Raw genomic sequence first — 24,289 nt, 5'->3', positions numbered from 1 at the left:
CCCCTGACAGCCCGACCGACCGCCGACCGCCGACCACACACCCGCCACGTACCACCACCTCTTGCGGAGCACGCGTGACCATCCTTACCACCCCCTTCAGCACCCCCCTCAGCACCCTCACCCCGTCCGTCTTCGAGACCGTCGAGTCGGAGGTGCGCAGCTACTGCCGCGCCTGGCCCGTGGTGTTCGAGCGGGCGAGCGGGAGCCGGCTGTACGACGAGCACGGGCGGCCCTTCCTCGACTTCTTCGCCGGTGCCGGATCGCTCAACTACGGCCACAACAACCCCGTACTGAAGCGGGCGCTGCTCGACTACCTCGCCTCCGACGGCGTGACGCACGGCCTCGACATGTCGACCACCGCCAAACGCGACTTCCTGGAGACCTTCCGCAGCACCGTCCTGGAGCCCCGCGCGCTGCCCTACAAGGTGATGTTCCCGGGCCCCACCGGCACGAACGCCGTCGAGGCCGCGCTCAAGCTCGCCCGCAAGGTCACCGGCCGGGAGACGGTGGTCTCCTTCACCAACGCCTTCCACGGCATGTCCCTCGGCTCGCTCGCCGTCACCGGCAACGCCGCCAAGCGGGCCGGTGCCGGGGTGTCCCTCCCGCACGCCACGCGCATGCCGTACGACCACTACCTGGGCGGTCGGACCCCCGACTTCCTGTGGTTCGAGCGGCTCCTCGACGACCCCGGGTCCGGCCTGGACCGCCCGGCGGCCGTGATCGTGGAGACCGTGCAGGGCGAAGGCGGCGTCAACGTCGCCCGCGCCGAGTGGCTGCGCGGGCTCGCGGAGCTGTGCCGGCGGCACGAGATGCTGCTGATCGTCGACGACGTGCAGATGGGCTGCGGCCGCACCGGTGACTTCTTCTCCTTCGAGGAGGCGGGCATCACGCCCGACATCGTCACCCTGTCGAAGTCCATCAGCGGCTACGGCCTGCCGATGGCGCTGTGCCTCTTCCGCGCCGAGCTGGACCAGTGGCAGCCGGGCGAGCACAACGGCACCTTCCGCGGCAACAACCCGGCCTTCGTCACCGCGACCGCCGCCCTCGACGCGTACTGGCGCGACGGCGCCCTGCGCGAGCGCACCCTCGGCCGGGCCGAGCGGGTCGAGCGCGCCCTCAGCGACCTGTGCGGCGACGACGGGCGCACGGCCCGCTCCGTCCGGGGCCGCGGACTCGTCTGGGGCCTGGAGTTCGCCGAGCCGGAGCGCGCCGCGGCCGTGTGCCGACGGGCCTTCGAGCTCGGGCTGCTCCTGGAGACCTCCGGACCGCACGACGAGGTCGTCAAGCTGCTGCCGCCGCTCACCGCCACCGACGACGAACTCGACGAGGGGCTCGGCATCCTCGCCCGGGCCGTCCGCCACGCCGCCGCCGGCCGCTCCGCCGCCTGAACGAAAGGCCACCTCATGATCGTCCGTACCTTCGCCTCGCTCGACGGCACCGAGCGCCACGTCCGCGCCGCCTCCGGCACCTGGGAGAGCAAGCGGATCGTCCTGGCCCGTGAACGGGTCGGCTTCTCCCTGCACGAGACCGTCCTGTACGCCGGCACCGAGACGTCCATGTGGTACGCGAACCACGTCGAGGCCGTCGTCTGCGTCGAGGGCGAGGCCGAGCTCACCGACCACGAGACGGGGCTCACGTACACCATCGTGCCCGGAACGATGTACCTGCTCGACGGGCACGAGCGGCACACCCTCAAGGTCAGGCGCGACTTCCGCTGCCTCTGCGTCTTCAACCCGCCCGTCACCGGCCGCGAGGACCACGACGAGAACGGCGTGTACCCGCTCCTCACCGAGCCGGAGCCCGAGCCGAGCTGAAACCCCTTTACAGACCGGCCGAGCTGAAACCCCGTACGGACCGGCCGAGCTGAAACCCCGTACAGACCCCGGAAACGAACACGAGGAAGGAAGGCAGTCCCACCCATGGTCTCCGCCCCCACCCGTCCCATCGACCTCTACCCCACCCGCGGCGCCGAGGAGGTGCTGATCGGCCGCAAGGACCCCGTCGTCTGGTCCGTCCCCGGCACCCCCGGCCCGTTCTGGGCGCGCGAGCTGGAGTCGTACGACCGCGACGGCTTCGTCACCGTCGAGGAGCTGGTCACGCCCGACGAGGTCGCCGGGCTGCGCGCCGAGCTGGACCGGCTCGTCGCCGACCCCGCCGTACGCCAGGACGAGCGGTCGATCGTCGAGCCGGGCTCGCAGGAGATCCGTTCGGTCTTCGAGGTGCACCGGATCAGCGAGGTCTTCGCCCGGCTCGCCGCCGATCCCCGGGTCGCCGGGCGGGCCCGGCAGATCCTCGGCTCCGAGGTGTACGTCCACCAGTCGCGGGTCAACGTCAAGCCCGGCTTCGGCGCCAGCGGCTTCTACTGGCACTCGGACTTCGAGACCTGGCACGCCGAGGACGGGCTGCCGCAGATGCGGACCGTGTCGGTGTCGATCGCACTGACCCCGAACCACACCACCAACGGCAGCCTCATGATCATGCCGGGTTCGCACCGCACCTTCCTCGGCTGCGCCGGCGAGACCCCGAAGGACAACTACAAGCGGTCGCTGCAGATGCAGGACGCGGGGACGCCGTCGAACGAGGCACTCACGACGTTCGCCGACGCCTGCGGGATCCGCCAGTTCACCGGGCCGGCCGGCTCGGCGACCTGGTTCGACTGCAACGCGCTGCACGGCTCGGGCGACAACATCACCCCGTACCCGCGCAGCAACATCTTCTTCGTCTTCAACAGTGTGGAGAACAGGCCGGAGGCACCGTTCGCCGCGCCGGTGCGGCGGCCGTCCTTCATCGCCTCACGGGACTTCACTCCCCTGAGCTGAGTTCGCCCGCCCCCTCCCCCTCTCCCCTCTCTTCCCCTCTCCCGGCCGCCCCGACGTCCCGGCCTCCCCGACTCACTGGAAGGACCCTTCATGTCCCGTGCCCCGCGCCCCGATCGGCTCGACCGGCGTGGCTTTCTCGCCCTGGCCTCCGCCTGCGGGATCGCCGGAGCGCTGACCGCCTGCAGTCGCACCGAGGCGGGCACGGGCGCTCCGAAGGAGGACGCCGACCTGCTCGCGAAGCTGCGTGAGCAGGGCTTCGTGCGGGTCGGTTTCGCCGGTGAGGCGCCGTACGGTTTCCAGGACGGCGACGACCTCGCCGGTGAGGCCCCGACGCTGCACCGGGAGGTGTTCCGGGCGCTCGGGGTGCGCGAACTGCGGCCGACGCTCACCGAGTTCGGCTCGCTGATACCCGGGCTGCTCGCCGGCCGGTTCGACGTCGTGAGCGCGGGCATGTCGATCACGCCCGAGCGGTGCGCCAAGGTGATCTTCTCCGAGCCCGAGTTCGTCTCCCCCACCGCCCTGATGGTCCCGAAGGGCAACCCGAAGCGCCTGACGGACCTCTCGTCGTGCGCGCGGGCGGGGGCGACGGTGGGCGTGCTGACCGCCGCCGTGGAGGCGTCGTACGCGAAGGCGGCGGGCGTCCCCGACGGGTCGGTGAAGACGCTGGCCAAGCAGCAGGACGGTCTCGACGCGCTGCTCGCCGGACGCGTCGACGCCTTCGCCCTCACCGGGATCTCGCTGCGCTGGCTGGCCCGGACGAACCGGGGCGCGGCGGTGGAGGTGGCCACGCCGTTCGTGCCCGTCGTGGACGGTGTGAAGCAGTGGAGCGCGGGCGGCGCGGTGTTCCGGCCGGGAGCGCGGTCGCTGCGCGACGCGTTCGACCGCGAGCTCGCGCGGATCACCGGCGATCCGGGGCGCTATGTGGGCCTGATCGGGCGCTACGGCTTCACCAAGGGTGAGGCGCCGCCCCGGTCGCTGCGGACCGCGGACCTGTGCGCGGGCAAGGGGCCGGCGTGAGCGACTTCCTGGCGGAGCTCCGGCGGGCGCTACCGCGGCTTGGCGAGGGGCTGCTCGTGACGCTGGAGGCGACGCTGCTCGGGGCGGCCCTCGCGCTGGTCCTGGCGTACGCGCTGGGGCTGATGTCCCGCTCGCGGCGGCTGCCGGTGCGCGGCGCGGCCCGTACGGTCGTCGAGTTCTTCCGCGGCACCTCGCTGTACGTGCAGCTGTTCTGGCTGTTCTTCGCGCTGCCGATCCTCGGCTTCCGGCTCGAACCGCTGGCCTGCGGCGTGGTGGCCCTGGGGCTCAACTTCGGGGCGTACGGGGCCGAGGTGGTCCGGGGCGCGGTGGCGGCCGTGCCCCGGGCGCAGCGGGAGGCGGCGGTCGCGCTCGGCATGGGGCCGTGGCTGCGGCTGCGGCGGGTCGTGCTGCCGCAGGCGCACGCGCTGATGGTGGCGCCGTTCAAGAACCTGCTGGTGCAGCTGCTCAAGGCCACGCCGCTGCTGTCGCTGGTCACGGTGCCCGATCTCACCTTCGAGCTGGACCAGTTGCGGTCGGCGACCGGTGACACGGCCGCCTCGTATCTGGTGCTCCTCGCGGCGTACGGGCTCCTGGCCGCCGTGGTGAGCCTGCTGATGAACGCGCTGGAGCGGGCCGCGCGGGCCCGCCTCGGCGGGCTCGACGGCCCCAGCGGGCCGGGCGGTTCCGGGAAGCCCGGCGGTTCCGGGAAGCACGGCGGTTCCGTGAAGCTCGGCGCACTCGGTACGGGGGGTGGTCGGTGATGTGGGACGGGGAGGCGGCCTGGGCCGCGCTGCCGGTCGTCCTGAAGGGCTTCGGGGTCACGCTCGTGGCGACCGTGCTCGGCTTCGCGGTGGCGGCGCTGCTCGGGCTCGTGCTCGCGCTCGTGGGGCGCGCCGCGCCCCGCTGGGTGGCGCTGCCGGTGACCGGGGCGGCCGCGTTCGTCCGGTCGACGCCGCTGCTGGTGCAGCTGTTCGCGGCCTGGGTGCTCGTGCCCGGTCTGGACGCCCCCGTCCTGGGCGTCCTGGTCCTCGGGGTGCACTACGCGGCGTACCTGGCCGAGGTGTACCGGGCGGGCATCGACTCCGTGCCGCGCGGGCAGTGGGAGGCGTGCACGGCGCTGTCGCTGCCGCGGCGGCGGGTGTGGCGGGCCGTGGTGCTGCCGCAGGCGGTGCGCAACGTGCTGCCGCCGCTGGGCAACTACGCGGTCTCCATGTTCAAGGAGACGCCGCTGCTGTCCGTGATCACGGTGCACGAGATGGTGCACGAGGCGAACGCCTTCGGCAGCACGCACTTCGCCTATCTGGAGAGTTTCACCCTGGCCGGCGCGGTGTTCCTGCTCGCGAGCTGGCCGACGTCCGTGCTCGTACGACGACTGGAGGCACGCCTTGCCCATTGAGAAGACCGAAACCGGGGCCGCGCCTGCGGAGGCGGCGCCCGGGACGAGGTCCGCGAAGCGGTCCGATCCGGTGTCCGATCCGGTGCCCGGGACGCCCGCCGAGGCGGTGCGGTTCGAGCGGGTGACCAAGCGGTACGGCGATCAGGTCGTCCTCGACGGTCTCGACCTGGCGGTCGGGCGCGGCGAGCGGGTGACACTGATCGGACCGAGCGGTTCCGGCAAGACGACCATCCTGCGGCTGCTGATGACCCTGGAGCGGGTCTCGGACGGCGTCATCCACGTGGCCGGGCAGCCGTACTCGCACATGCCGGGCGACGGGTCGGACGGCAGGGCGGGCGGCGCCCTCGTACCGGCGAGCGAGCGGTATCTGGCCCGGCGCCGGCGCGGGATCGGCATGGTCTTCCAGCACTTCAACCTGTTCCCGCACATGACGGTGGAGCAGAACATCGTCGAGGCGCCGGTGCACGTGCTCGGCGAGAGCCGGGAGGAGGCGCACGAGCGGGCCCGCGAGCTGCTCGGCATGGTCGGCCTCGCCGACAAGGCCGGCACCCGGCCGACCCGGCTGTCCGGCGGCCAGCAGCAGCGGGTGGCGATCGCCCGCGCGCTCGCGATGCGGCCGGAGATCCTGCTGCTCGACGAGGTGACGTCGGCGCTCGACCCGGAGCTGGTGGCGGAGGTCCTGGACGTGCTGCGGGACATCGCGCGGGACACGGACATCACCCTGCTGTGCGTGACGCACGAGATGGGCTTCGCGCGGGACGTCTCCGACCGGATCCTGATGTTCGACCGCGGGTCGGTGGTGGAGTCGGGTCCTGCGGCCCGCCTGCTCGACGCCCCGGAGCACGAGCGGACCCGGGCGTTCCTGAGCTCGGTGCGCTGATCGCCCGACCCCTTCGCGCGGCCCCGGACCCGCCTGCTGTGCCGGAGCGGGCGCCCCGCCGATCCCGTGGACGCACGACGTGGACGACATCGCGGCCCGCCTGCTCGTCCAGTGCGTCCGTCGGCCGGGCCTCCGCTCGTCCTGGGGGACCTGCTCGACTTCGCCGGCGCCGAACCGCGCACCTCCACCAACTCGGGCTCGGCGGGCTGACGGGGACGAGGTGATCGAGACGGAGCCGGAGGCGACGGAACCTCGATGACGAGTTCTCGACAAGGAGTGCGGTCCTCCGCATCGGGCCGGGCCAGGCGGGCAGAACCCGGTAGACGCACGACAAGCGGGCGACTGCCTGAGGAGCATCCATGACGACGTGGCCTCCAGCCGACGAGCCGGTCTTCACCGCCGACTTCGACTCACGGGAGCAGTGGACCGCGGGCCGCTCCTGGGCCTATCCGGGCGGTGGCCCGATCAACCCCGGCGACAACAAACTGGACTACCTGACGGCGGATCCCGCCTACACCCGCGGCGGCGTCTTCCGCGCGACCCGCCGGCCGGACGGCAAGTGGGACACGGGACTCCTGACGACCGAGGGCGCCCCCGGGGGCTTCGAACTGCGCACCGGCGACACCCTGGAGGCGCGGGTGCGCCTGCCCGAGGAGACCGGCGCCTGGCCGGCGATCTGGACCTGGCGGGACGGCGGGAGCGAGGTCGACGTCTTCGAGTACCACCCCGACAACCCGGACCTCCTCGAACTCTCCAACCACGTCCGCGGCACCTACCACTACCACCGCTCCCCCACCGTCAGCCCCGGCGCCTGGATCCGGCTGCGCGCCGAGTTCGGGGCCCGCTCGGTGACCTGGTGGCTCGACGACACCGAGATCTTCAGCGACGACCGCGGCGTCGGCCGGGGCTGGCGCGCCGACCTCATCGTCAACCTGTCGGTCTGCGCCGGCCGCTACCACCCGGCGCCGCCCCCGGAGGCGGAGGAGATGTCCTACGAGGTGGGCGAGCTGCGCGTGTACCGGTCGGCGGGCGGAGGATGGCCGGGCTGGCCAGTGGCCTGACGGTACGGTCAGCCGATGTGCAGCGCCACCCCGCACACACCGTGGCCGTTGCGGACCGCGGCGCGCCAGACGCGCAGGGGGCCGTCGAGGACGCTCTCCTCGCCTGCCGTGTAGTCGAGCCAGTCCTGCTCCTCGGCCGCGGTGCGCTCGGGCGAGGTGAAGGTGAGGGCCGCCTCGACGTCCGCAAGGGCGTGGCGGGTCTCGGCGGCGGTGAGGAGGAAGTTGCCGCACCAGCCGGGCAGGAGGGCGGCGCGGGCGGGACCTATGGAGTGGAAGAGGGAGGAGACCGCGTACTCCTTGGAGTGCACGGAGACGAAGATGCCGTCGAGGTCCTGACCGTCCCAGAGGTGGTCGACGACGTAGAAGTACGGGTCGGTGATGCCCGCGCAGAGCTCGTCGACGTGACGGCCGGGGGCGGTCAGCGCGCGGAACGCGTCGATGGCGTCGCGCCGGGTCGGATGCCCGTACCAGGCTCGGTGGTCCGGAAGCGGGGCCCGCTGCCACGCCTCCCAGCGCTCTCGCGAGCCGTGCGCGGCACGGTCGGCCGCCATCGCGGGCAGCAGGCGCGGGGCGTGCCGCGCGATGACCGTGTCGGGGTGGCTGCTGATCCCCCAGGCGCTCGTGAATCCCATGTCGCGGACGCTATCGCCCGCCGCTGACACAGGCCGCTGTCACCACCAGTAAATGGGGTACTTCGGTGCGCCGCGGCGGATGCGGGAGCCGACGAACTCCATGAGGACGAGCACCAGCGTGGCGCCGAAGAGCAGCGGAACGAAGCGGGCCGGGTCGGGCGACTGGAGGACGACGACCACGGCGGTGGCGCAGGCCGGCGAGTGCGGGGTGCGGGCGAGGTGGGTCAAAGCCAGGGTGACGCCGGCGGCGACGGCCGCGGCCCAGGCACTGGCGCCGGCCAGCGCCAGGGTGGCGTAGCCCGCGGCGGCGGCCAGCAGGTGGCCGATGACGACGCTGCGCGGCTGGGAGAGCGGCGCGGTCGGGGCGCTGTGGACGAGGGCGGCGCTCGCGGCAAGCGGGGGTATGAGGACCGGCTCGTGAATGGCCGCGCCGATGGCGACGAGACCGAGGAGGACGACCGTGACGGCGCTCACACTGTGGAAGGCGGCCGCCGGCGCCGGGCGGGCTGGGGCTCGGCCGGCGCTCCGGGGCTTGGGCGCGGTCTCGACCGTGGCGGCGGACGTCACGGTCTCGGGGTCTGCGGTGTCGGTGCTCATGGTGAAGTGAAGTGTTTCCGGAGGCAGGGGATCGGGAGGGCAGGCGTACGGACCCTGTGATCGACAGTCGGCCCGCCCTTGCGCCCACGCCTGCGCCGCCCGGCTCGGGGCGACCACGATTGATTGTATACAAAACGTCGAAGCGGAATGCCTTCGGTCTCATCCTGACCTGCGGCGGAGCCCCGTCCAGGGCTCCGACCTGGGGTTTTCTGGGCGGCAGGCGTTGGCTTCCGACGGCCGTTCACGAGTGTCCTGCGGACTGACTGCGGACCGGCCGGGCGGGCGGGGACCAAGAAAGCCATGGCGCACCGGCGGTACCGGCAAGGAGACTGCCCGGGTGAGCGACCGCTACCCCTGCCCATGCTGCGGGCACCAAGTGCTGGACGCGCTGCCCGGCTCGTACGAGATCTGCCCCGTCTGCTTCTGGGAGGACGACGGGGTCCAGTTCCGCTGGCCGACCATGGGAGGCGGCGCGAACAAGGTCTCCCTGATCGAGGCACAGCAGAACTACCAGGACTTCGGCGCCTGCCACGAGCACGGCCGCCGGTACGTCCGCCTGCCGGCCGAGGACGAGCCGCTCGACCCCGCCTGGCGCCCCATCGACCTGACCCGGGACTCCTTCGAGGACTGGGATGCCGAGGACCGCGCCCCGTGGCCTGCCGACCGCTCGGTGCTCTGCTGGTGGCTGCCCACCTTCTGGCGTCGGGACGACTCCGCGTCATGACCCGTGAAGTCGGTCTCCGAGCGTCTCGGCCACACCAATGCGGCCATGCCGCTGAACATCCACACCCACCTGTGGCCCGACGACGAGTCGGCCTTTCGCCGGGCGGATCAGACGTTGAAGCGGGACGAGTGGGGCCGGTCACCAGCCCGAGGCCGGTCGATGGGAGCGGGCGGGCCGGGTGCGGGGCCGGTGCTCGGTCGGGCCGGCGCGCGGCCTGTGGGAGGGTGAGGCCGTGAACTCGACGCCGGAAACCGACAGCACCGACGACACCCGGAACGCCCGCGACACCCAGCGGACGCCCGCGCGGACGGCTCCGCGAACGACCTCCCGGTTGACCCCGGGGACGACCCCGCGAACGGCTCCGGGCGGCGGGCGGGTGCTGCTCGGCTGCATGGGGCTGGGCGGGAGCTGGGACCCCAGCCCCTACTCCGGCGCCGACGTCGATGCCGCCGAGGCGGCGATCGAGGCCGCCCTGGACAGTGGCATCACCGCCTTCGACCACGCCGACATCTACCGGCACGGCAAGGCGGAGGCCGTCTTCGGCGAGGTCCTCGCCCGCACACCCGGGCTGCGCGAGCGGATCACCGTCCAGTCGAAGTGCGGGGTCCGGCTCGACGACGGTGACCGGCCCGGTCTCTACGACCTGCGTGGGGCCACCATCGTGCGCCGGGTCGAGGAGAGCCTCGCCCGGCTGCGCACCGACTTCCTCGACGTGCTCCTGCTGCACCGGCCCGACCCGCTCGCCGACCCGGCGGACGTCGCCGAGGCCCTGGAGTCGCTCCATCGGCAGGGGCTCGTACGGCGGTTCGGCGTCTCCAACATGAGCGCGCCCCAGATCTCCCGGCTCCAGGCCCACCTCTCGCTGCCCCTCGTCGCGAACCAGCTGGAGCTGAGCCTGCTGCGCCGGGACTGGCTGGAGGACGGCGTGCTCGTGAACACGGCCGCGGCCTCCGCCGTCGGCTTCCCCGCCGGCACGGTCGAGCACTGCATGGCCCACGGCATCGGTCTCCAGGCATGGGCCCCGCTGGCACAGGGCCGCTACACCGGGCGTCAGGAGACCGCGGACGAGCACGCCACGGCAGCGCTCGTCGCCGACCTCGCGAAGGAGAAGGGCACCACCCCGGAGACGATCGTGCTGTGGTGGCTCCAGCGCCACCCCGCCCGCATCGCCCCGGTCATCGGCACGAGCCGCCCCGAGCGCATCCGCGCCTGCCGGGACGCCGCCGTCGCCGCACCGGACCTCGGGCACGAGGAGTGGTACCACCTGTGGATCACGGCGCGCGGCGCGGCCCTGCCGTGACGGGCGGCAGGAGGGACCGCGTGCCGGCCGGGAACCCGGGGCGCGGCCGGACCGTTACCGAAGCCAGGACCGGAATCGAGCCGGGGACGGGAGCCCGCCAGAGATGAACGACGCGCCGCACGCCGAGGCGTCCTCCTTCGCCCACCTCGCCGGGGATCCCGGCTCCCCCGTGCTGCTCCACGTGCCGCACTCCTCCCGGGTGGTGCCCCCGGAGGTGCGCGCCGGCATCGTGCTCGGCGACGCGGAGCTGGACCGCGAGCTCGACTACATCACCGACGCGCACACGGAGGAGATCGCGGCCGTGGCGGCGGTCTCGGCGGACGTGGCGCCCTGGCGGTTCGTCAACCGGCTGTCGCGGCTGGTGGTCGACCCCGAGCGGTTCCCGGACGAGCGGGAGGAGATGCTGGCGGTCGGGATGGGTGCGGTGTACACGCGGACCACGCACCGCGGCGAGCTGCGGCCGGACGGCTTCGATCCCGTACCGCTCGTCGGCCGCTACTTCACGCCGTACGCCGAGGCCATGACCCGGGCCGTGGACGAGCGGCTCGCGGCGGTGGGGCGCGCGGTGATCGTGGACGTCCACTCGTACCCGACGGCACCGCTCCCGTACGAACTGCACGGCGACGGCCGGCGGCCACCCGTCTGCCTGGGCACGGACGCCTTCCACACGCCGCCCGCGCTGCTCGCGGCGGCGCGGCGGGCCTTCGCCGGCTTCGGCGGGGTGGGGACGGACAGCCCGTTCGCCGGGACGTACGTGCCGCTGGCGCACTACGGGAAGGACCCGCGGGTCACGGCGCTGATGGTGGAGATCCGCCGCGACCTGTACATGACCGAGCCCGGAGGCCCTGCCGGGCCGGGGGTGCGGGCCCTGGGCTGCGCCCTGGCCGCCCTCGTCGACGCCCTCTCCTGAGGCACCGTGCCGGGACCTCCGCGTAAAATGGGGCAGGTGAGCGCACTGCGGTACGAGCTGGTGTTCTCCGGCGGGACGGGCGAGGCCCGGGACGCCGTGGTGGTCGAGCGGACCTCGGCCACGGGTCCCGGCGGGCATCCCGTATACGCCGACGCGACGGGCATCATCCGCGCCGAGATCAGCGACCGGGCGGAGGTGCGCATCCTCGCCTCGGGCGGCCACCAGGACGTCCCGCAGGGAGTGGTGGCCAGGCGGCTTCCGGAGGCCCCGGACGCGGGTGGCGCGGACGTCGCCTAAGCTTCGCGGATGACCACGATCGACCCCTCTTCCGAGCAGTCCGACCCGCGCTACGTCCGGGTCACCATCGAGCTCGTCGCCGAGATCACCGACGAGCAGGCCCTCAAGGCCGCCGCGCTTGAGCAGGTGCGGAACGACGAGTACCTGGACGACGCCGAGCGCGCCCAGTCCGTCGAGGCGATCGAGCTGGACCCGTCCGGCTCCCTCGCCCACTTCATCGACCCGATCGAGCTGCTCGGCGACGTGCCCGGCGTCGAGCTGACCTCGGCCACGTGGGAGTCCGCCCACACCGAGTACGACCCGGACGAGGAGACCTGGGAAGAGCACTCGGTAGAGGACTGATCCCCGCTCCTCCTCCCCCATCGCCTCCTCCTCCCCTCCTCTTCCCGATCACCTTCCGCCGCGCGGCGCTCGACCAGAGCACCGTGCGGCTGGTAGGAGATCCCTGCACAGTACGTCGGGCAAGGGGGCACGGAATGAAGCCGCTGGAGGCAGGGGATCCGGCATCGGTCGGTGACGGCCGGTACCAACTGGTCGGACGGCTCGGCCAGGGCGGCATGGGGGTGGTGTACCTGGGCCGCTCCCGGTCCGGCCGGGCGGTCGCGATCAAGGTCGTACGGCCCGAGCTGGGCACCGACCCCGAGTTCCGGCGCCGCTTCGCCCGTGAGGTGGCGGCGGCCCGGCAGGTCGGCGGCTTCCACACGGCCCCCGTGGTCGACGCGGACCCCGATGGGCAGCCGGCCTGGCTGGTCACCGCGTACGTCCCCGGGCCCACGCTGCGGACCGTCCTCGACCGGGTCGGGGCGCTGCCCGCCGACAGTCTCACCCTGCTCGCCGCCGGCCTCGCGGAGGCCCTGGAGTCCATCCACCGGGCCGGGGTGGTCCATCGCGACCTCAAGCCCGCCAACATCATCGCCGCGGAGGACGGGCCGCGCGTCATCGACTTCGGCATCGCCCGGGCGCTCGACGGCACCACGGCCCTCACCCGCACCGGCCTCCAGGTCGGCACGCCGGGCTACCTCGCGCCCGAACAGCTGACCGGCGGCACGATCACGCCGGCCGTCGACATGTTCGCGCTGGGCGTCGTGCTCTGCCAGGCGGCGGGCGGCGCGCCCTTCGGTGACGGCTCGTCGGCGAGCTGGCTCTACCGGGTCGTCCACGAGGAACCCGAACTCACCGCGGTCCCCGTCGCACTGCGCGGCCTCGTCGCCGCCTGCCTGGCCAAGGCCCCGGAGCAACGACCCACGCCCGCGACCCTCCTCGACGCGCTGACGGTGCGGCACCGGCCGGACGGCGGCTGGCTGCCGGACGAGGCGACGGTGCTGCTGGCGGCGGCTCGGGAGCACCCGCCCACCGAGGTGGTACGGGAACCGACCGAACCGACACCTGTCACCGCCCCGGAGACGGCCGAACCGGCGCCCGTGCCCGTGCCCGTGCCCGAACCGACCCCTGCCACCGCGCCGGAGAAGACCGAACCGGCGCCCGTGCCCGTGCCCGTGACAACACCCGTCACCGCCTCGGAGGCAACCGAACCGACGCCCGCGCCGGTGACGACACCCGTCACCACCGCGGCCGACGCCGACTCCGCCTCGACCGCTCGGCGCTCGCGCCGCCGCCGTACGGCCGTGGGCGCGGCGCTCGTCGTGTGCGCGGCGGTCGCCGGCCTCCTCGTCTGGCAGCCCTGGCAGGCGGAGAGGTCGAGCGGCGGGGAGAAGACCGGTGGTGCGAAGACGGGGGGCGGTCCGACGGCCGCCGCGCCCGCGCCGTTCCCGACCGCTCCGCTGCTGATCCGTCAGGACACCGCACCCGGCTGGCCGCAGCGCTGCCACGGCGTGATCGCGGTCCGCCCGGCGGGCACGGACACTCCGCGCCGGCTGATCACGGACGGCACCTGCGACATGCTGCCGCAGTGGGCGCCGGACCGGGCGTCGTTCGCGTTCACGCGCCGCACGTCCGAGGAGACGGCGGTGTGGACGGCGCGCGCCGACGGCTCGGGCGCCCGGCGGATCGCCGCGATCGCGGGCGGGCGGGTGTCGTGGTCGCCGGACGGCACCCGGCTCGCCGTACTGCGCAAGGTGGACGGCGTACAGCAGCTGTTCGAGGTGACGGTGGCCGACGGCTCGGCCCGGCAGCTCACGCACGGGACCGGCCGGGTCGAGGATCCGGCGTGGTCCCCGGACGGCAAGCGCGTCGCCGTCTGCCTGGAGGCGTCCCAGCAGGGCAACTGGCAGATCTTCACCGTGGATCCGTCCGCGCCGGACGGCGAGCCCGTACAGCTGACCCGACTGCCGCATCCGGCCCTCGACCCCGTGTGGTCCCCCGACGGCCGGACCTTCGCCTACACCGCGGGCAGCTACCAGCGCACCACCACCCGGGGCGACATCCACCTCGTCCGCACCGACGGCACCGGCGACCGGCCACTGGTCGCGACCGCCGCCCACGAGATGGACCCGGCATGGTCGGCGGACGGCACCTGGCTGGCCTTCGTGCGCGGCCCGTACGAGAAGCCGGTCATCTGGGCGATCCGGGCGGACGGCACGGACGAGCGGCAGCTCACGACCGGCGACGTCCCGGAGGGGCACCCGGCCTGGCGGTGACGGCACACGACGAAGCGGCGGCACGGGGCCGGGCCCGTACCGCCGCTTCTGCCGCGAGCGACCGCGTCAGCTGGTGATGGAGTACGGGTCGCCGTACACGCTCCAGTACAGCGGCGTGTTGAGGTCGTAGTTGTTCTCGTTGAGGAAGCGGCGCTGGGCGGTGCTCACGCGGGTGGTGTCGCTGTGGGCCTCCTCCTTGCGCATCTCCTCCTCGCGGGCGTCGAGGAAGGCGTTGAGGTACGTCTTCTCGTTGCCGCCGCGGGAGGGCGGGGTCGCCCGGGACATGGCGACCGCGCGGATGGCTCGGAAGCCGTCCTCGCCGTGCATCACGGCGGCGTCGTAGTACGCGAACTGGCCGAGCGCGCGCAGGCCGTCGGTCTTGGCCTGGGAGACGGCGGGGTTGAAGTAGACCCGGTCGCGCTCCTCCTCCTGCGTCTGCTGGAAGACGGAGTCCTGCGCGGCCTGCCGCCATGCGGCCGGGAAGCCGGGGTCGAGGCCCTCGTGGGAGTCGGTGCCGTTGACCTTGCGCAGGGCGGGCAGGTAGGGGGCGAGCGGGTTGCCCGGCTTCTTGGCGGTGTAGCGCTCGACCAGGTCCAGCATGTCGCCGGTGCCGGAGCAGAAGCCGATGATGCCGGCGGTGTAGCCGCGACCGTCCTTGATGTCCTCGATGTAGGCGAACTGGGCGCGCCAGTCGAGGGAGGAGTTCTCGAAGGAGGACACCAGTTTCATGGCGATCTCCTTCTTGCGGGGGTCGTCGAGGTTGGTGCCGGTGGTCGGCGGCGGGGTGGTGGAGCCGGTGCCGTACGCCTCGACCTCGTAGAGGGAGTAGCCGTACGCGGTGCCGCGCTGGGTGCCGAAGACGCGCAGGTAGCGGCCGGTGCCGTCGACGGCGAGGTCATCGGTGCCGCCGTCACCGGTGGTCGTCGAGTAGAGCCGGCGCCAGGTGGAGCCGTCGTCGGAGACCTCGACGCGGTACGCCTTGGCGTACGCCGCCTCCCACTTGAGCACGACCCGCTTGACGGCGGTGCCGCCGCCGAGGTCGATCCGTATCCACTGGTTGTCGACGCCTTCGGCGCTGGCCCAGCGGGTGGAGGTAGAGCCGTCGACGGCCTTCGCGCCGGTCAGCGTGCTGCTCTCGGTCGACGAGGTGGTGACGGGCCGGCCCTGGGCGAGGTTGCCGGCCGCGGCGACGGCGGACGTGGGGCCGGCCAGGGCGGGGAGCAGAAGGCCGGTGGCCGCGGCGGCGACGAGGGCGGCGGTGCGGTGGCGCCGGAGTGCGTTGATGGTGGGGGGCATGTCACTCCTTGATCTCGGGTTCTCGTTCTGGGGTTCTCGGGTTCTGGCTCTCTGCGGGTCGTTCTCGGGCTGTCGTGACGTGTGCGCGGGAGCCGATTAATAGGAAAGCTTCCTAACTGTCGGCGAGAGGTGAGCGTAGGGCGAGCCCCCGAGGGGCGCAAGGGGACGGACCGCAAAGGGAGTTGAAGGACCGTCGGATTGCACCGCCCGCATGCCGTCAGAACTCGCTTGACCTGCGGAAACTCCGCATCGCATAGTTGCCCGGCCCCAGAGGGGGTGACCGAGGAGGGGAACCGGATGAGCACGCTCGACGCCTACCAGGACCGCTGTGAGCAGCTGTTCGTCGCCGGCGGGAGCGCCGCCGTGCGGCGCGCGGCCCAGGAGGGGATCGACGCGCTCGGCCCGCACCCCGACCTCTCGTGCTGGCTCGCCCTCGGCCATGTCGTCGAGGACGAGGACGACCACGACGACGAAGCCGAGCGGGCGTTCCGCGCGGGGCTCGCGCTCGACCCCGATCATCTCGGGCTGCTCGCCGGGTACGCCGAACTCTGTCGGCGCGCCGACGGCTTCGACCACCCGGGGCGGGCCGGGCGGGCCGCAGGTCTCGCGCGGCGGTTGAGGGAGCTCGCGCCGCCGGACTCGCCCAAGGCCGAGCGGCCGGCCTCCGCAGCCGAGCGATGGGCCCGGCGCGGGTACTGGGACGACGTCCGGATGCGGAGGGCGGAGGCGTCGGTCCGGGCGCACGACAACGAGTGGAACACCGAGGCGCAGGCCCGCGCCCTCGCCGAGGACCTGGCGCGGGGCGCCGGGTCCGTGGACGCCTCGGCCCCCGCCGGCCGCGACGCCCACGTCCGCGCCGCGACCGTCGAGGCACTGTCCGGGCCGTGGAACGCACCGGTGCGCCTGCTCGGGCGCAACCGCACCGCGGCATGGGCGGTTTCCATGGCCCTGGCCTTCGCCACCAACCTGCTGCTGCGCGAGTGGGGCTACGTTTACCCGATCGGCCTGTGGGGCTGGCTGTGGCTGGCGCCCGTACTGCTCGTCGACCGCCGCTTCGCCGCCGCGCGCAGGGAGGCGGAAGCGCGCCATCTCGCCGCGCTCGAAGCGGCGTTGGCCGAGCGGGGCCGGTAGGGTCCTCACGGGGCATCGAAGCGACAGTGGGGGCCGGATGAAACGCGCCGTCGTGATGGGCGGCAGCTACGCGGGGCTGTTCGCCGCGCGGGTGCTGAGCGAGTACGCCGAGGAGGTCGTCGTCCTCGAGGCCGACGAGGCCATCGGCCCGGACGGAATGGGGACGCGGGCCCCGCAACGACGACAGCTGCACGCGCTGCTCGCCATGGGGCACAGTCAGCTGGAACGCTGGTTTCCCGGGGTCACCGCGGAACTCGTCGCGGGCGGCGCGCTGCTCGGCGAGGGCGACGACGTGCGGTTCTACATGGACGGGCGGCTCAAGGCGCCCGCCGCGGGGACCCGGATGCTGGGTGCCACGCGGCCGTTCCTGGAGGCGACGGTACGCCGGCGGGTGGCCGGGGCGGCGAACGTGCGCCTGGTGACCGGGCAGGCCGCCGGGCTCGTCGTCGAGCGCGGCCGGGTCCGCGGGGTGGCCACGGCGGACGGCGAGGTGCTCGACACGGAGTTCGCCGTGGACGCGACGGGCCGCTCCAGCCGGCTCGGCAACTGGCTGGAACAAGGCGGCTGGGACCGGGCACCGGTCGCCCGGATGCGGATCGACCTCGGCTACGCCACGGGCACCTTCCGGCGCGGCGACGAGCTGGGCAGCACCGTCGTCGTCCACGGCAGCCCCGGCCCGGCGAGCGGCTACCGGCCGACGGTGACGGAAGCCGGCGGGCTCGTCGCCGTCGAGGGCGACCACTGGTCGGTGGTCCTGGCCGGCTACGCGGGCGACCGGCCGGGACGGGACCCGGAGGAGTTCCGGGCCCGGATGCGCCGCTGCGTTGAGCCGCTGCGCACGGTCGCCGACACCTGCGAGATGAGCGACACGGTGGAGACGTTCCACGTCGCCGAGAGCATGCGGCGCGACTACCAGCGCCTCGGCCGCTTCCCGGGCGGCCTCGTGGTGGCCGGGGACGCGCTCGCCGCGGTGAACCCGGTGTACGGGCAAGGGCTCACCCTGGCCGCCCTGCAGGCCAACTCCCTGGCCGCCTACCTGCGTTCCGGCGCGGCACCCCAGGACCCGGCATGGGGCTACTTCCGGCGCGCCGCGACCGTCGTCGACGCGGCCTGGCAGCTCTCCACCACCGCCGACCTTGCCCAGCCGCACGTCGACGGCCCCTACCCGCCCGGCTACCCGCTGATCCGGTGGGTCGGAGACCGCATCACAGCGGCGTCGATCGTGGACGCCACCGTGAACACCACGTACACCAACGTGCTGAACATGATGGAGCACCCACGCGCCCTGACCCGCCCCGCGCTGCTCCTGCGCGCGGCCCGGGTGCTGCTCGCCGGTACCGGCCGGGGGTGAGGGCGGGCGCCAGCAGCCGCTCGGGGCCGGCGGCGTGAGCGCCGCCGGCCTTGGCGACGAGATCGCGCGGGCGCTGCTCGCGCCGGCCGTGCGAGCAGGACGGCTCCGCCCGCGCCGGGCGGGGCGCGGACGGAGCCGGGGCGCGGTGGTCAGCCCTGACGGGCCTTGGCGCGCGGGTCCTTGCGGTTGATCACGTAGATCCGGCCGCGGCGGCGGACCACCTGGGCGCCGGGGCGCGCCTTCAGGGAGCGGAGGGAGTTGCGTACCTTCATGAGGATCCTTCCGGGTGTGCCGGGGAGGGTGGCGGCAGGCGTCAGCGCTGCTCGCGGAACTCGACGTGGGCGCCGAGGACGGGGTCGTACTTGCGCAGGACGAGCCGGTCGGGGTCGTTCTGGCGGTTCTTGCGGGTCACGTAGGTGACACCGGTGCCGGCCGTGGACCTGAGGGTGACCACGGGGCGCTGGGTGGTGCGGGACATGAGTGCTCCTTCCGGCTGCCGACCAAGCCGATTTCTTTGACTCGGGCATGTCAGCCACCTCCAACAACACCAGCACCCGCGCTCGCATTCCCCCGCACCCCCGCCGAGCGGATAGGGTGCCGGGCGAGATCCGGAACCCGGCCATTCGGTGGCCGCGTCGTTCCGCAGTTCCGTACGGGGAGAACAAGCTTGATGAGTGGTCAGCAGTCGGGCAGCGCCGCCGCCTCCGAGGTCTTTCAGCCGCTCGCCGCGGACGATCCCACCATGGTCGCCGGCTACCGGCTGGCCGCCCGGCTCGGCGCCGGTGGCATGGGCAAGGTCTATCTGTCGTACACGCCCGGCGGCCGCCCCGTGGCCGTCAAGGTCATCCGCCCCGAGTTCGGCGAGGACGCGGAGTTCCGTCGCCGCTTCGCCCAGGAGGTGCGCTCCGCGCAGCGGGTTCAGGGGCTGTACACGGCACCCGTGATCGACGCCGACGCCGAGGGCGCGCATCCGTGGCTCGCCACCGCCTATGTGCCCGGTCCTTCGCTCGCGGACGCGGTGGTGACGCACGGAGCGCTGCCGGTCGAGACGGTGCTGCTGCTGGTCGCGGGGATGGCCGAGGCGCTCCAGGTGATCCACGGCGCGGGCCTGGTGCACCGCGACCTGAAGCCGTCGAACGTGCTGCTGGCCGCCGACGGGCCCCGGGTGATCGACTTCGGCATCGCGCACGCCGCCGACGCCACCTCACTCACCGGCAGCGGCGTCACCATCGGCACGCCTGCCTTCATGGCGCCCGAGCAGGCGGCCGGCAGCCGGGTCACCCCGGCCACCGACGTCTTCGCGCTGGGTCAGGTCGCGGCGTACGCCGCGGCGGGGCTGCCCGCGTTCGGCGAAGGGTCCTCGCACGGTGTGCTGTACCGGATCGTGCACGAGCAGCCGGACCTGAGCGCCGTTCCGGAGCGGCTGCGCGAGCTGGTCACCCGTTGCCTCGCCAAGGATCCCGCGGCCCGGCCGACAGTCGCCGAGGTCATCCGGCTCTGCCAGGAGGCCAACGCCGCGACCGTGCTGCGCCGCCCCGAGGACTGGCTGCCCGGCGCGGTCTCGGCCGACATCACCGCGCGCGCCGCGACCCCCGCGCCGGCGTCTCCGCTGCCGCAGGCACCCCCCGCGCCGCCGGCGCCCCCGGCGCACGCTCCCGTCCAGCCGCCGACTCAGCCGCCGACTCAGCCGTCGGTGCAGCCCTCGGCACAAGGGCTGCAGCACCCGGCCACCGCGCCCGCCGTGGCGTACTCCCCCACCGCGCCCGCGGCCCCGGTGACCGGCCCCGCGACCGGTCCGGTGCCCGCCCCGCCGCACGCGCACGGCTACGCGTACGCCCCGACGCAGGGCGTGGGCGGCCCCGCACCGTACGCGACGCAGTACCCCGGCGCCCCCGCTCCGTACCCGGGGCAGCAGCCGCAGGCCCCTGCGCCGCGCGGGAACGCGGGCAGGCGGACCCTGCTGGTGGGGCTCGCCGCCGCGCTCGTCTTCGGCGTGGGCGGCGCGGGCCTCGCGTACGTCCTCACGCAGAACGACGACCGGCAGAGCGCCTCCGGCGACAACGGCAAGCCCAGCGGCTCCACGGGCAGCGCCTCGAACGGTTCCTCGGGCGGCGCACAGCCCCACGACAAGCCGTCCGCCAAGCAGGAGCCCAAGCCCATGGAGTTCAAGAGCATCAACCTCACCGCCGGCTATCACCTGACGCTCGGCGACGACGTCGTACGCCCGCAGGACGGCGAGGACGGAGGATACGAGCTGTCCTACGACACCGGCGGCTACCTGGACGCCGAGAGCACCGGCGGGAACCTGGTGCTGCTCGACCCGGGACAGGAGGGCTCGCTCGCCACCTGTCGCGCGGAGACCCGCTTCACCGAGGAGGTGTACGTGAACAAGCTGTCGCCGGGCCGCCAGCTGTGCGTGACCACGGGCACCGGCCACCTGGGCCTCGTCACGGTCAAGGCCTTCTCCCCGGAGGGCTCGCCCAGCACGTACATGACGCTCGACCTCACCGTCTGGCGGAACGCCGCGGCCTCCGGCTCGGGCAGCTGATCCCGCCCGGAGCACCCAGAGCGCCCGGAGCACCCGGCGCGGCTGAGGTCAGGAGGCCGGCGGGACCTCACCGGGGCGGTCGGCGACCGCCTTGGTGAGGACGGCGGTGGTGCCGAGAAGCGTGCCCGCCGGACCGGCGGAACCGGCGCGGGTGAGGACCGTGCGTTCGCCGAGGAAGGCGGAGGTCGTGCGGTCGAAGATCCACTGGGTCTGTTCCCCGTGGGCGGTACGGGCCACGGCGACGCCCTCGCGGCCCGCCGCGTCCGTCGCCCTCGGCAGCACGCTGGTCCCCGGGATCCGTGCCGCCGCCTCGTACAGAGCGGCGGTCACGCGCGGCGGCGCCCAGGTCTCGGTCAGCAGCGTGCCGATCGCGGTGAACGCCCGCTGGTGCGGGTCGCCGCCGTCGGCGGGCCGGGTCTGGGCGTAGACGAGACGGAGCAGGGTCTCGGGGTCGGTCGGCAGCGAGGCGACGAAGGTGTGGGTCGGCTGGGTGATCGACGGTTCGGCCGGACCGAGGGTGCCGGGGCGAGGCGTGGCGCCCCGGTGGTCGAGTTCGTACACGCGGCCCCGTACGCCGAGCGGCGTGTCGGGCGCGCCGGCCTCGCGCAGCAGGCCCTCACGGGTGCCGTCGGCGGACAGCCACACCTGACGGCGGTGCGCCTGCGGCAGGGCGGCCGGCCCGCCGTCGGCCCGGCGCGCGGCGTGTGCGGTCAGGCTCTCGATGTAGACGAACTGGTCCGGCCGGGCGGCCGCCTGAGGTGAGACGGAGGCCGCGAGCGCGGCGCGCGAGAGCACCTGGTCGGCGGTCGGGGTGACCGGCGCCGCGGCGACGCCGCCGTCCTGGCGACGCGGGTCGGCGGGGCCGTGCGGTTCGCCGCTCACGACGGCGAGCACGAGCGCGGCGGCGAGGGCGGCCCCGGCTGCGGCGGGTACGGCGAACCGCGGCACGCGGCGGCTCCGGCTTCGGCTTTGGCTTCGGACTCGGCTTTGTGTCGGCTTCTGGGCGGCGTTCAGGATCCGGTGCTTCAGGGCCTGGTGGCGCAGCGGGGTCAACTCGAGGACCTCGGGCGGCGGGAGGAGTTCCACGAGGTCGGCGCGGAGGCGGGAGTCGTCTGCGGGGGTACGCATGTCAGTTCTCCGGGGCGGGACGGCGGGACACGAGGGCGGGGGCGGAGGCGGGGGCGAGGCCGGAGGCGTCATCGGGGCCGGTGCCGTAAGCCGGGGCTGGGGCCGGGGCTGGGGTTGTGGCTGCGGCTCCGACTCCGGCTCCGGCTGCGGCTGCGGCTGCGGCTGCGGGCAATTCCGCGGTGCGGGTACGGGACCGGGCGCGGCGGGCCGTTCGTAGTTCGGCCTCGGCCAGGGCGCGCAGGCGGTCCCGGGCGCGGGAGAGGCGGGAGCGGATCGTGCCGACGGGAATGCCGAGGGCCTCGCCGGCGGCCGCGTAGTCCAGGCCGGCCCACACGACGAGGGCGAAGACCTCGCGGTCGCGGCGGCGCAGTCGTTTCAGGGCGGCGCGGGCGGCGCGCAGTTGTTCGGCGTCGGCCAGCCGGGTCACCACCTCGTCGGAGAAGTCCGGGAGCACGCCCCGGTCGGCGATCCGGGCGAGGGCCGCGTCGCGGCGGCGGGCCTCGCGGGCGGTGCCGCGCAGCACGTTGGTCGCGATGCCGAGCAGCCAGGGGCGCAGGCTGCCGCCGTCCGGGTGCAGCCGGTCGCGGCAGCGCCAGGCTTCCAGGAAGGTGGCGGAGACGACGTCCTCGGCCGAGGCCGGGTCGCCGCACACGCGCAGCGCGTACCGGTACAGGACCTGCGCGTGCTCGTCGTACGCCTCGCCGAGCGCCGCGGGATCCCCGGCACGGAAACGATCTCTCATAGCTGATTCCACACTGGGTACTGGGCGCCGGTTCGTCCGGGTTCCCGTGACGCCCGCCACACTCGTGCTCCGTGCGAGGCACCTGTGGGGCAGGTCACGGGAACGGGGCTGCCGGGTGGGCCCAGTGCAGGTCATGAACGTTTTCTCCGGATCCTCATCCGCCTCGCCCGCCTCGTCCGCCATCGCACCCGCCTCTGCCACGACGCGCCGGACCGTGTTGCGTGGGCTCGCCGCCACCGCCACCGTGGCCGTCACCACGACCGCTCTGTCGTCCGGCGTCGGCGCGGCCGCCGCCACCAAGCCCGCGGCCGGTGCGGCCGAGACGTACACCCTCAAGCTCGTCCACCTCGGCCGCACCGGCGCGCCGACCGCCGCGTACCGCACGCAGCTCACCGCGCTGTCCGGCGCCGGTGCCGGGACCAGCCAGGACGCGCCGTCCCACTCGTCCGGCACGGTCACCGTCCGTGTGCCCAAGGGCCGTTATGTGCTGGACAGCACGCTCACCACCGAGGCGGCGGGCGGGGCCGCCGGAGTCGACTGGCTCGTGCGGCCGCGCCTGGACGTGGACCGCGACACGACCCTGGTGCTCGATGCCCGTACCGCCCGGCCGGTGGACGTCCTCCCGCCGGACGCGCGGCCCGCCTTCCGGCACGCCGGGGCGTTCGTGGAGGTCACGTACGAGGGGGCGACGGCGTTCGCGAACGTGCTGACGCCGTCCCCGGACCTGCGGGTGGCACACCTCGGCCCGGCCACCGAGCGCGGCGCGGTCCGGGCGTGGATCGACACGTACTGGAACGGGCAGCGCGGTACGTACATCCTCGGCTACACCTTCACGTCCGACCGCGCCCTGACCGGTCTGGTCCGGCATCCCGCGCCGGGTGACCTCGGCACGATCGTCGTCAACGCCGCCGCGCCCGCGAGTGGCCCCGGTTACGGCTTCGTCGACTTCGGGCCTACCGTGGGCCCTTCCCCGCTGCTCGCCAGTGCCATGGCCGTGCCGGGCAGTGCGACGTACCTGGTGACGCCGGAGCGCGGCACCTGGGACGTCGTGTACACCGCGCCGACCGCGTCCGAGTCGGAGCCTCCCAACCGCTACAGCGCCTTGGGGATCGCGGTCACGGCCGGGAGCACGACGGTGCTCGACTTCGACACCCCGGTCTTCGGTCCCGCGCTGGACACCTCCCCCGGCGCCAAGCCCGCCGGGGTGCGCACCGGCGACACGATCGCCCTCGCGCTGCCGCTGCTCGCCGACGGCGCCGGTCATCTGCCGTCCGCGCCGCCGCACAGCGCCGCCACGACGACGCTGCACCGCAACGGCGTGCTGGTGGGCACGCGTCGCGGCGCGCCGGGGCACGCCTCGTTCACCGTGCCGGCGGGGCGGGCCGGCTACCGGCTGACGGCGACGGCGAAGCAGCCGCGCGGAAGTGTGACGGCCGCCTGGACGTTCACGTCCGCCAGGACCAGGACCGCAACGGAACTCCCGCTCAGCGTCGTGCGGTTCACCCCGCCGCTCGGCCGGGACGGTACGGCGGCACCAGGCCGGGCCGGCTATGTCGGCGTTGCGGTGCGGGGCGCGGCGGAGCGGTCGGGCGTGCGGTCGCTGACCGTGTCCGTGTCGACGGACGGCGGCGCCACCTGGACTCCTGTACCGGTGAGGGGCGGGCGTATCTCCGTCACGAGCCCCGGGCCGGGCAGGCCGGTTTCCTTGCGAGCTGAGCTCACCGACACGTTCGGTAACACCCTCACCCAGACCCACATCGACGCGTACGTCACGAGCACCTCCACCTCCAGGACTCCCTGAACTTCCATGAAGTTTTCTAACACTCCTCAACCTTCCCTGTCGCTCCCTTTTCTATGCTACGT

General features: G+C 73.8%; 25 protein-coding genes and 1 pseudogene. 18 read left to right on the top strand and 8 right to left on the bottom strand.

Features of this window, described 5'->3' with window-relative positions; all coding sequences use genetic code 11:
- The first annotated feature begins 80 nt into the window (after positions 1–80).
- The 8 genes from ectB (at position 81) to ACIRSU_RS12030 (ending at position 7,173) form a co-directional block, all read left to right on the top strand.
- Positions 81–1,388, top strand: coding sequence for a diaminobutyrate--2-oxoglutarate transaminase (ectB, locus tag ACIRSU_RS12065; protein ID WP_403791494.1), 1,308 nt, complete (start codon positions 81–83; stop codon positions 1,386–1,388).
- Positions 1,389–1,403: 15 nt separating this feature from the next.
- Positions 1,404–1,814 carry an ectoine synthase gene (locus ACIRSU_RS12060; RefSeq protein ID WP_403791141.1) on the top strand — a complete coding sequence of 137 codons (411 nt, stop codon included), beginning with the start codon at positions 1,404–1,406 and terminating at the stop codon, positions 1,812–1,814.
- A gap of 105 nt (positions 1,815–1,919) precedes the next feature.
- Positions 1,920–2,819, top strand: coding sequence for an ectoine hydroxylase (gene thpD / locus ACIRSU_RS12055; protein WP_403791139.1), 900 nt, complete (start codon positions 1,920–1,922; stop codon positions 2,817–2,819).
- 90 nt (positions 2,820–2,909) lie between these two features.
- Complete coding sequence (gene ehuB, locus ACIRSU_RS12050) at positions 2,910–3,836, top strand: ectoine/hydroxyectoine ABC transporter substrate-binding protein EhuB (RefSeq protein ID WP_403791137.1); 927 nt, start codon at positions 2,910–2,912, stop codon at positions 3,834–3,836.
- Positions 3,833–4,597, top strand: coding sequence for an ectoine/hydroxyectoine ABC transporter permease subunit EhuC (ehuC, locus tag ACIRSU_RS12045; protein WP_403791135.1), 765 nt, complete (start codon positions 3,833–3,835; stop codon positions 4,595–4,597). The genes ehuB and ehuC overlap by 4 nt, the downstream gene beginning before the upstream one ends.
- On the top strand, positions 4,597–5,232 hold the full coding sequence (gene ehuD, locus ACIRSU_RS12040; protein WP_403791133.1) for an ectoine/hydroxyectoine ABC transporter permease subunit EhuD: 636 nt from the start codon (positions 4,597–4,599) through the stop codon (positions 5,230–5,232). The genes ehuC and ehuD overlap by 1 nt, the downstream gene beginning before the upstream one ends.
- Positions 5,222–6,112: an ectoine/hydroxyectoine ABC transporter ATP-binding protein EhuA gene (gene ehuA, locus ACIRSU_RS12035; protein ID WP_403791131.1), complete on the top strand. Its 891-nt coding sequence runs from the start codon at positions 5,222–5,224 to the stop codon at positions 6,110–6,112. Before ehuD ends, ehuA begins: the two co-directional genes overlap by 11 nt.
- Positions 6,113–6,471: 359 nt before the next feature.
- Positions 6,472–7,173, top strand: coding sequence for a beta-glucanase (locus tag ACIRSU_RS12030; protein WP_403791129.1), 702 nt, complete (start codon positions 6,472–6,474; stop codon positions 7,171–7,173).
- An 8-nt stretch (positions 7,174–7,181) separates the two neighbouring features.
- On the opposite strand, the gene ACIRSU_RS12025 is transcribed toward ACIRSU_RS12030, so the two are convergent.
- Both ACIRSU_RS12025 and ACIRSU_RS12020 read right to left on the bottom strand, forming a co-directional pair.
- On the bottom strand, positions 7,182–7,805 hold the full coding sequence (locus ACIRSU_RS12025; protein ID WP_403791127.1) for a hypothetical protein: 624 nt from the start codon (positions 7,803–7,805) through the stop codon (positions 7,182–7,184).
- Between the two features lie 39 nt (positions 7,806–7,844).
- Positions 7,845–8,402, bottom strand: a complete 558-nt coding sequence (locus tag ACIRSU_RS12020; RefSeq protein ID WP_403791125.1) for an HPP family protein — start codon at positions 8,400–8,402, stop codon at positions 7,845–7,847.
- A 337-nt stretch (positions 8,403–8,739) separates the two neighbouring features.
- Between ACIRSU_RS12020 and ACIRSU_RS12015 the strand changes: the two genes are divergently transcribed.
- The 6 genes from ACIRSU_RS12015 (at position 8,740) to ACIRSU_RS11990 (ending at position 14,230) form a co-directional block, all read left to right on the top strand.
- Positions 8,740–9,126, top strand: a complete 387-nt coding sequence (locus tag ACIRSU_RS12015; protein ID WP_403791123.1) for a CPCC family cysteine-rich protein — start codon at positions 8,740–8,742, stop codon at positions 9,124–9,126.
- Between the two features lie 232 nt (positions 9,127–9,358).
- Positions 9,359–10,426, top strand: a complete 1,068-nt coding sequence (locus ACIRSU_RS12010) for an aldo/keto reductase family oxidoreductase (RefSeq protein ID WP_403791121.1) — start codon at positions 9,359–9,361, stop codon at positions 10,424–10,426.
- A 103-nt stretch (positions 10,427–10,529) separates the two neighbouring features.
- Positions 10,530–11,336, top strand: coding sequence for an N-formylglutamate amidohydrolase (locus ACIRSU_RS12005; protein ID WP_403791119.1), 807 nt, complete (start codon positions 10,530–10,532; stop codon positions 11,334–11,336).
- A 27-nt stretch (positions 11,337–11,363) separates the two neighbouring features.
- Positions 11,364–11,633: a DUF6296 family protein gene (locus tag ACIRSU_RS12000; RefSeq protein ID WP_403791117.1), complete on the top strand. Its 270-nt coding sequence runs from the start codon at positions 11,364–11,366 to the stop codon at positions 11,631–11,633.
- Between the two features lie 9 nt (positions 11,634–11,642).
- Entirely contained in the window at positions 11,643–11,975 is a 333-nt protein-coding gene (locus ACIRSU_RS11995; RefSeq protein ID WP_403791116.1) for a hypothetical protein, read from the top strand.
- 134 nt (positions 11,976–12,109) lie between these two features.
- Positions 12,110–14,230 carry a protein kinase gene (locus ACIRSU_RS11990; RefSeq protein ID WP_403791114.1) on the top strand — a complete coding sequence of 707 codons (2,121 nt, stop codon included), beginning with the start codon at positions 12,110–12,112 and terminating at the stop codon, positions 14,228–14,230.
- 66 nt (positions 14,231–14,296) lie between these two features.
- Here the strand turns inward: ACIRSU_RS11990 and ACIRSU_RS11985 are convergent, their stop codons facing one another.
- Both ACIRSU_RS11985 and ACIRSU_RS11980 read right to left on the bottom strand, forming a co-directional pair.
- Positions 14,297–15,097 (bottom strand): chitosanase, encoded by an 801-nt coding sequence (locus ACIRSU_RS11985; protein WP_403791492.1) that lies wholly within the window; start codon positions 15,095–15,097, stop codon positions 14,297–14,299.
- A 6-nt stretch (positions 15,098–15,103) separates the two neighbouring features.
- A pseudogene (locus ACIRSU_RS11980) lies at positions 15,104–15,526 on the bottom strand (discoidin domain-containing protein); the annotation flags it as partial.
- Positions 15,527–15,823: 297 nt separating this feature from the next.
- Here ACIRSU_RS11980 and ACIRSU_RS11975 point away from each other — a divergent pair.
- Both ACIRSU_RS11975 and ACIRSU_RS11970 read left to right on the top strand, forming a co-directional pair.
- Positions 15,824–16,657 (top strand): hypothetical protein, encoded by an 834-nt coding sequence (locus ACIRSU_RS11975; RefSeq protein WP_403791112.1) that lies wholly within the window; start codon positions 15,824–15,826, stop codon positions 16,655–16,657.
- Positions 16,658–16,694: 37 nt separating this feature from the next.
- On the top strand, positions 16,695–18,008 hold the full coding sequence (locus tag ACIRSU_RS11970) for an FAD-dependent oxidoreductase (protein WP_403791110.1): 1,314 nt from the start codon (positions 16,695–16,697) through the stop codon (positions 18,006–18,008).
- A 149-nt stretch (positions 18,009–18,157) separates the two neighbouring features.
- On the opposite strand, the gene ykgO is transcribed toward ACIRSU_RS11970, so the two are convergent.
- Positions 18,158–18,280, bottom strand: a complete 123-nt coding sequence (ykgO, locus tag ACIRSU_RS11965) for a type B 50S ribosomal protein L36 (protein ID WP_403791108.1) — start codon at positions 18,278–18,280, stop codon at positions 18,158–18,160.
- 41 nt (positions 18,281–18,321) lie between these two features.
- Positions 18,322–18,486: a 50S ribosomal protein L33 gene (rpmG, locus tag ACIRSU_RS11960; protein ID WP_403791106.1), complete on the bottom strand. Its 165-nt coding sequence runs from the start codon at positions 18,484–18,486 to the stop codon at positions 18,322–18,324.
- A gap of 192 nt (positions 18,487–18,678) precedes the next feature.
- Here rpmG and ACIRSU_RS11955 point away from each other — a divergent pair, with 192 nt between their 5' ends.
- A complete protein-coding gene (locus tag ACIRSU_RS11955; protein ID WP_403791104.1) occupies positions 18,679–20,556 on the top strand; it encodes a protein kinase in 1,878 nt (625 codons plus the stop codon).
- A 48-nt stretch (positions 20,557–20,604) separates the two neighbouring features.
- Here ACIRSU_RS11955 and ACIRSU_RS11950 read toward each other — a convergent pair whose 3' ends face one another.
- Positions 20,605–21,684, bottom strand: a complete 1,080-nt coding sequence (locus tag ACIRSU_RS11950; protein ID WP_403791103.1) for a CU044_5270 family protein — start codon at positions 21,682–21,684, stop codon at positions 20,605–20,607.
- 1 nt (position 21,685) lies between these two features.
- On the bottom strand, positions 21,686–22,426 hold the full coding sequence (locus tag ACIRSU_RS11945) for an RNA polymerase sigma factor (protein WP_403791101.1): 741 nt from the start codon (positions 22,424–22,426) through the stop codon (positions 21,686–21,688).
- A 214-nt stretch (positions 22,427–22,640) separates the two neighbouring features.
- Between ACIRSU_RS11945 and ACIRSU_RS11940 the strand changes: the two genes are divergently transcribed.
- The gene (locus tag ACIRSU_RS11940) at positions 22,641–24,227 is read left to right on the top strand and encodes a serine protease (protein WP_403791099.1); all 1,587 of its coding nucleotides are present in this window, start codon (positions 22,641–22,643) and stop codon (positions 24,225–24,227) included.
- Positions 24,228–24,289: the final 62 nt, after the last annotated feature.

The sequence above is a fragment of the Streptomyces sp. NPDC101160 genome (assembly GCF_044768205.1).
In the GTDB taxonomy this organism is placed as follows: domain Bacteria; phylum Actinomycetota; class Actinomycetes; order Streptomycetales; family Streptomycetaceae; genus Streptomyces.
This window is presented reverse-complemented; position numbering and strand designations above follow the sequence as displayed.

Excerpts from the sequence above, each read along its gene's own strand:
- ehuB (WP_403791137.1), top strand. The coding sequence starts at position 2,910 with ATGTCCCGTGCCCCGCGCCCCGATCGGCTCGACCGGCGTGGCTTTCTC.
- ACIRSU_RS12060 (WP_403791141.1), top strand. The coding sequence starts at position 1,404 with ATGATCGTCCGTACCTTCGCCTCGCTCGACGGCACCGAGCGCCACGTC.
- ACIRSU_RS11970 (WP_403791110.1), top strand. The coding sequence starts at position 16,695 with ATGAAACGCGCCGTCGTGATGGGCGGCAGCTACGCGGGGCTGTTCGCC.
- ehuD (WP_403791133.1), top strand. The coding sequence starts at position 4,597 with ATGTGGGACGGGGAGGCGGCCTGGGCCGCGCTGCCGGTCGTCCTGAAG.
- ACIRSU_RS12000 (WP_403791117.1), top strand. The coding sequence starts at position 11,364 with ATGGGGCAGGTGAGCGCACTGCGGTACGAGCTGGTGTTCTCCGGCGGG.
- thpD (WP_403791139.1), top strand. The coding sequence starts at position 1,920 with ATGGTCTCCGCCCCCACCCGTCCCATCGACCTCTACCCCACCCGCGGC.
- ACIRSU_RS11950 (WP_403791103.1), bottom strand. The coding sequence starts at position 21,684 with ATGCGTACCCCCGCAGACGACTCCCGCCTCCGCGCCGACCTCGTGGAA.
- ACIRSU_RS11975 (WP_403791112.1), top strand. The coding sequence starts at position 15,824 with ATGAGCACGCTCGACGCCTACCAGGACCGCTGTGAGCAGCTGTTCGTC.
- ACIRSU_RS12020 (WP_403791125.1), bottom strand. The coding sequence starts at position 8,402 with ATGAGCACCGACACCGCAGACCCCGAGACCGTGACGTCCGCCGCCACG.
- ykgO (WP_403791108.1), bottom strand. The coding sequence starts at position 18,280 with ATGAAGGTACGCAACTCCCTCCGCTCCCTGAAGGCGCGCCCCGGCGCC.
- ACIRSU_RS12030 (WP_403791129.1), top strand. The coding sequence starts at position 6,472 with ATGACGACGTGGCCTCCAGCCGACGAGCCGGTCTTCACCGCCGACTTC.
- rpmG (WP_403791106.1), bottom strand. The coding sequence starts at position 18,486 with ATGTCCCGCACCACCCAGCGCCCCGTGGTCACCCTCAGGTCCACGGCC.
- ACIRSU_RS11995 (WP_403791116.1), top strand. The coding sequence starts at position 11,643 with ATGACCACGATCGACCCCTCTTCCGAGCAGTCCGACCCGCGCTACGTC.
- ACIRSU_RS12025 (WP_403791127.1), bottom strand. The coding sequence starts at position 7,805 with ATGGGATTCACGAGCGCCTGGGGGATCAGCAGCCACCCCGACACGGTC.
- ACIRSU_RS11955 (WP_403791104.1), top strand. The coding sequence starts at position 18,679 with ATGAGTGGTCAGCAGTCGGGCAGCGCCGCCGCCTCCGAGGTCTTTCAG.
- ACIRSU_RS11945 (WP_403791101.1), bottom strand. The coding sequence starts at position 22,426 with ATGAGAGATCGTTTCCGTGCCGGGGATCCCGCGGCGCTCGGCGAGGCG.
- ACIRSU_RS12005 (WP_403791119.1), top strand. The coding sequence starts at position 10,530 with ATGAACGACGCGCCGCACGCCGAGGCGTCCTCCTTCGCCCACCTCGCC.
- ACIRSU_RS11990 (WP_403791114.1), top strand. The coding sequence starts at position 12,110 with ATGAAGCCGCTGGAGGCAGGGGATCCGGCATCGGTCGGTGACGGCCGG.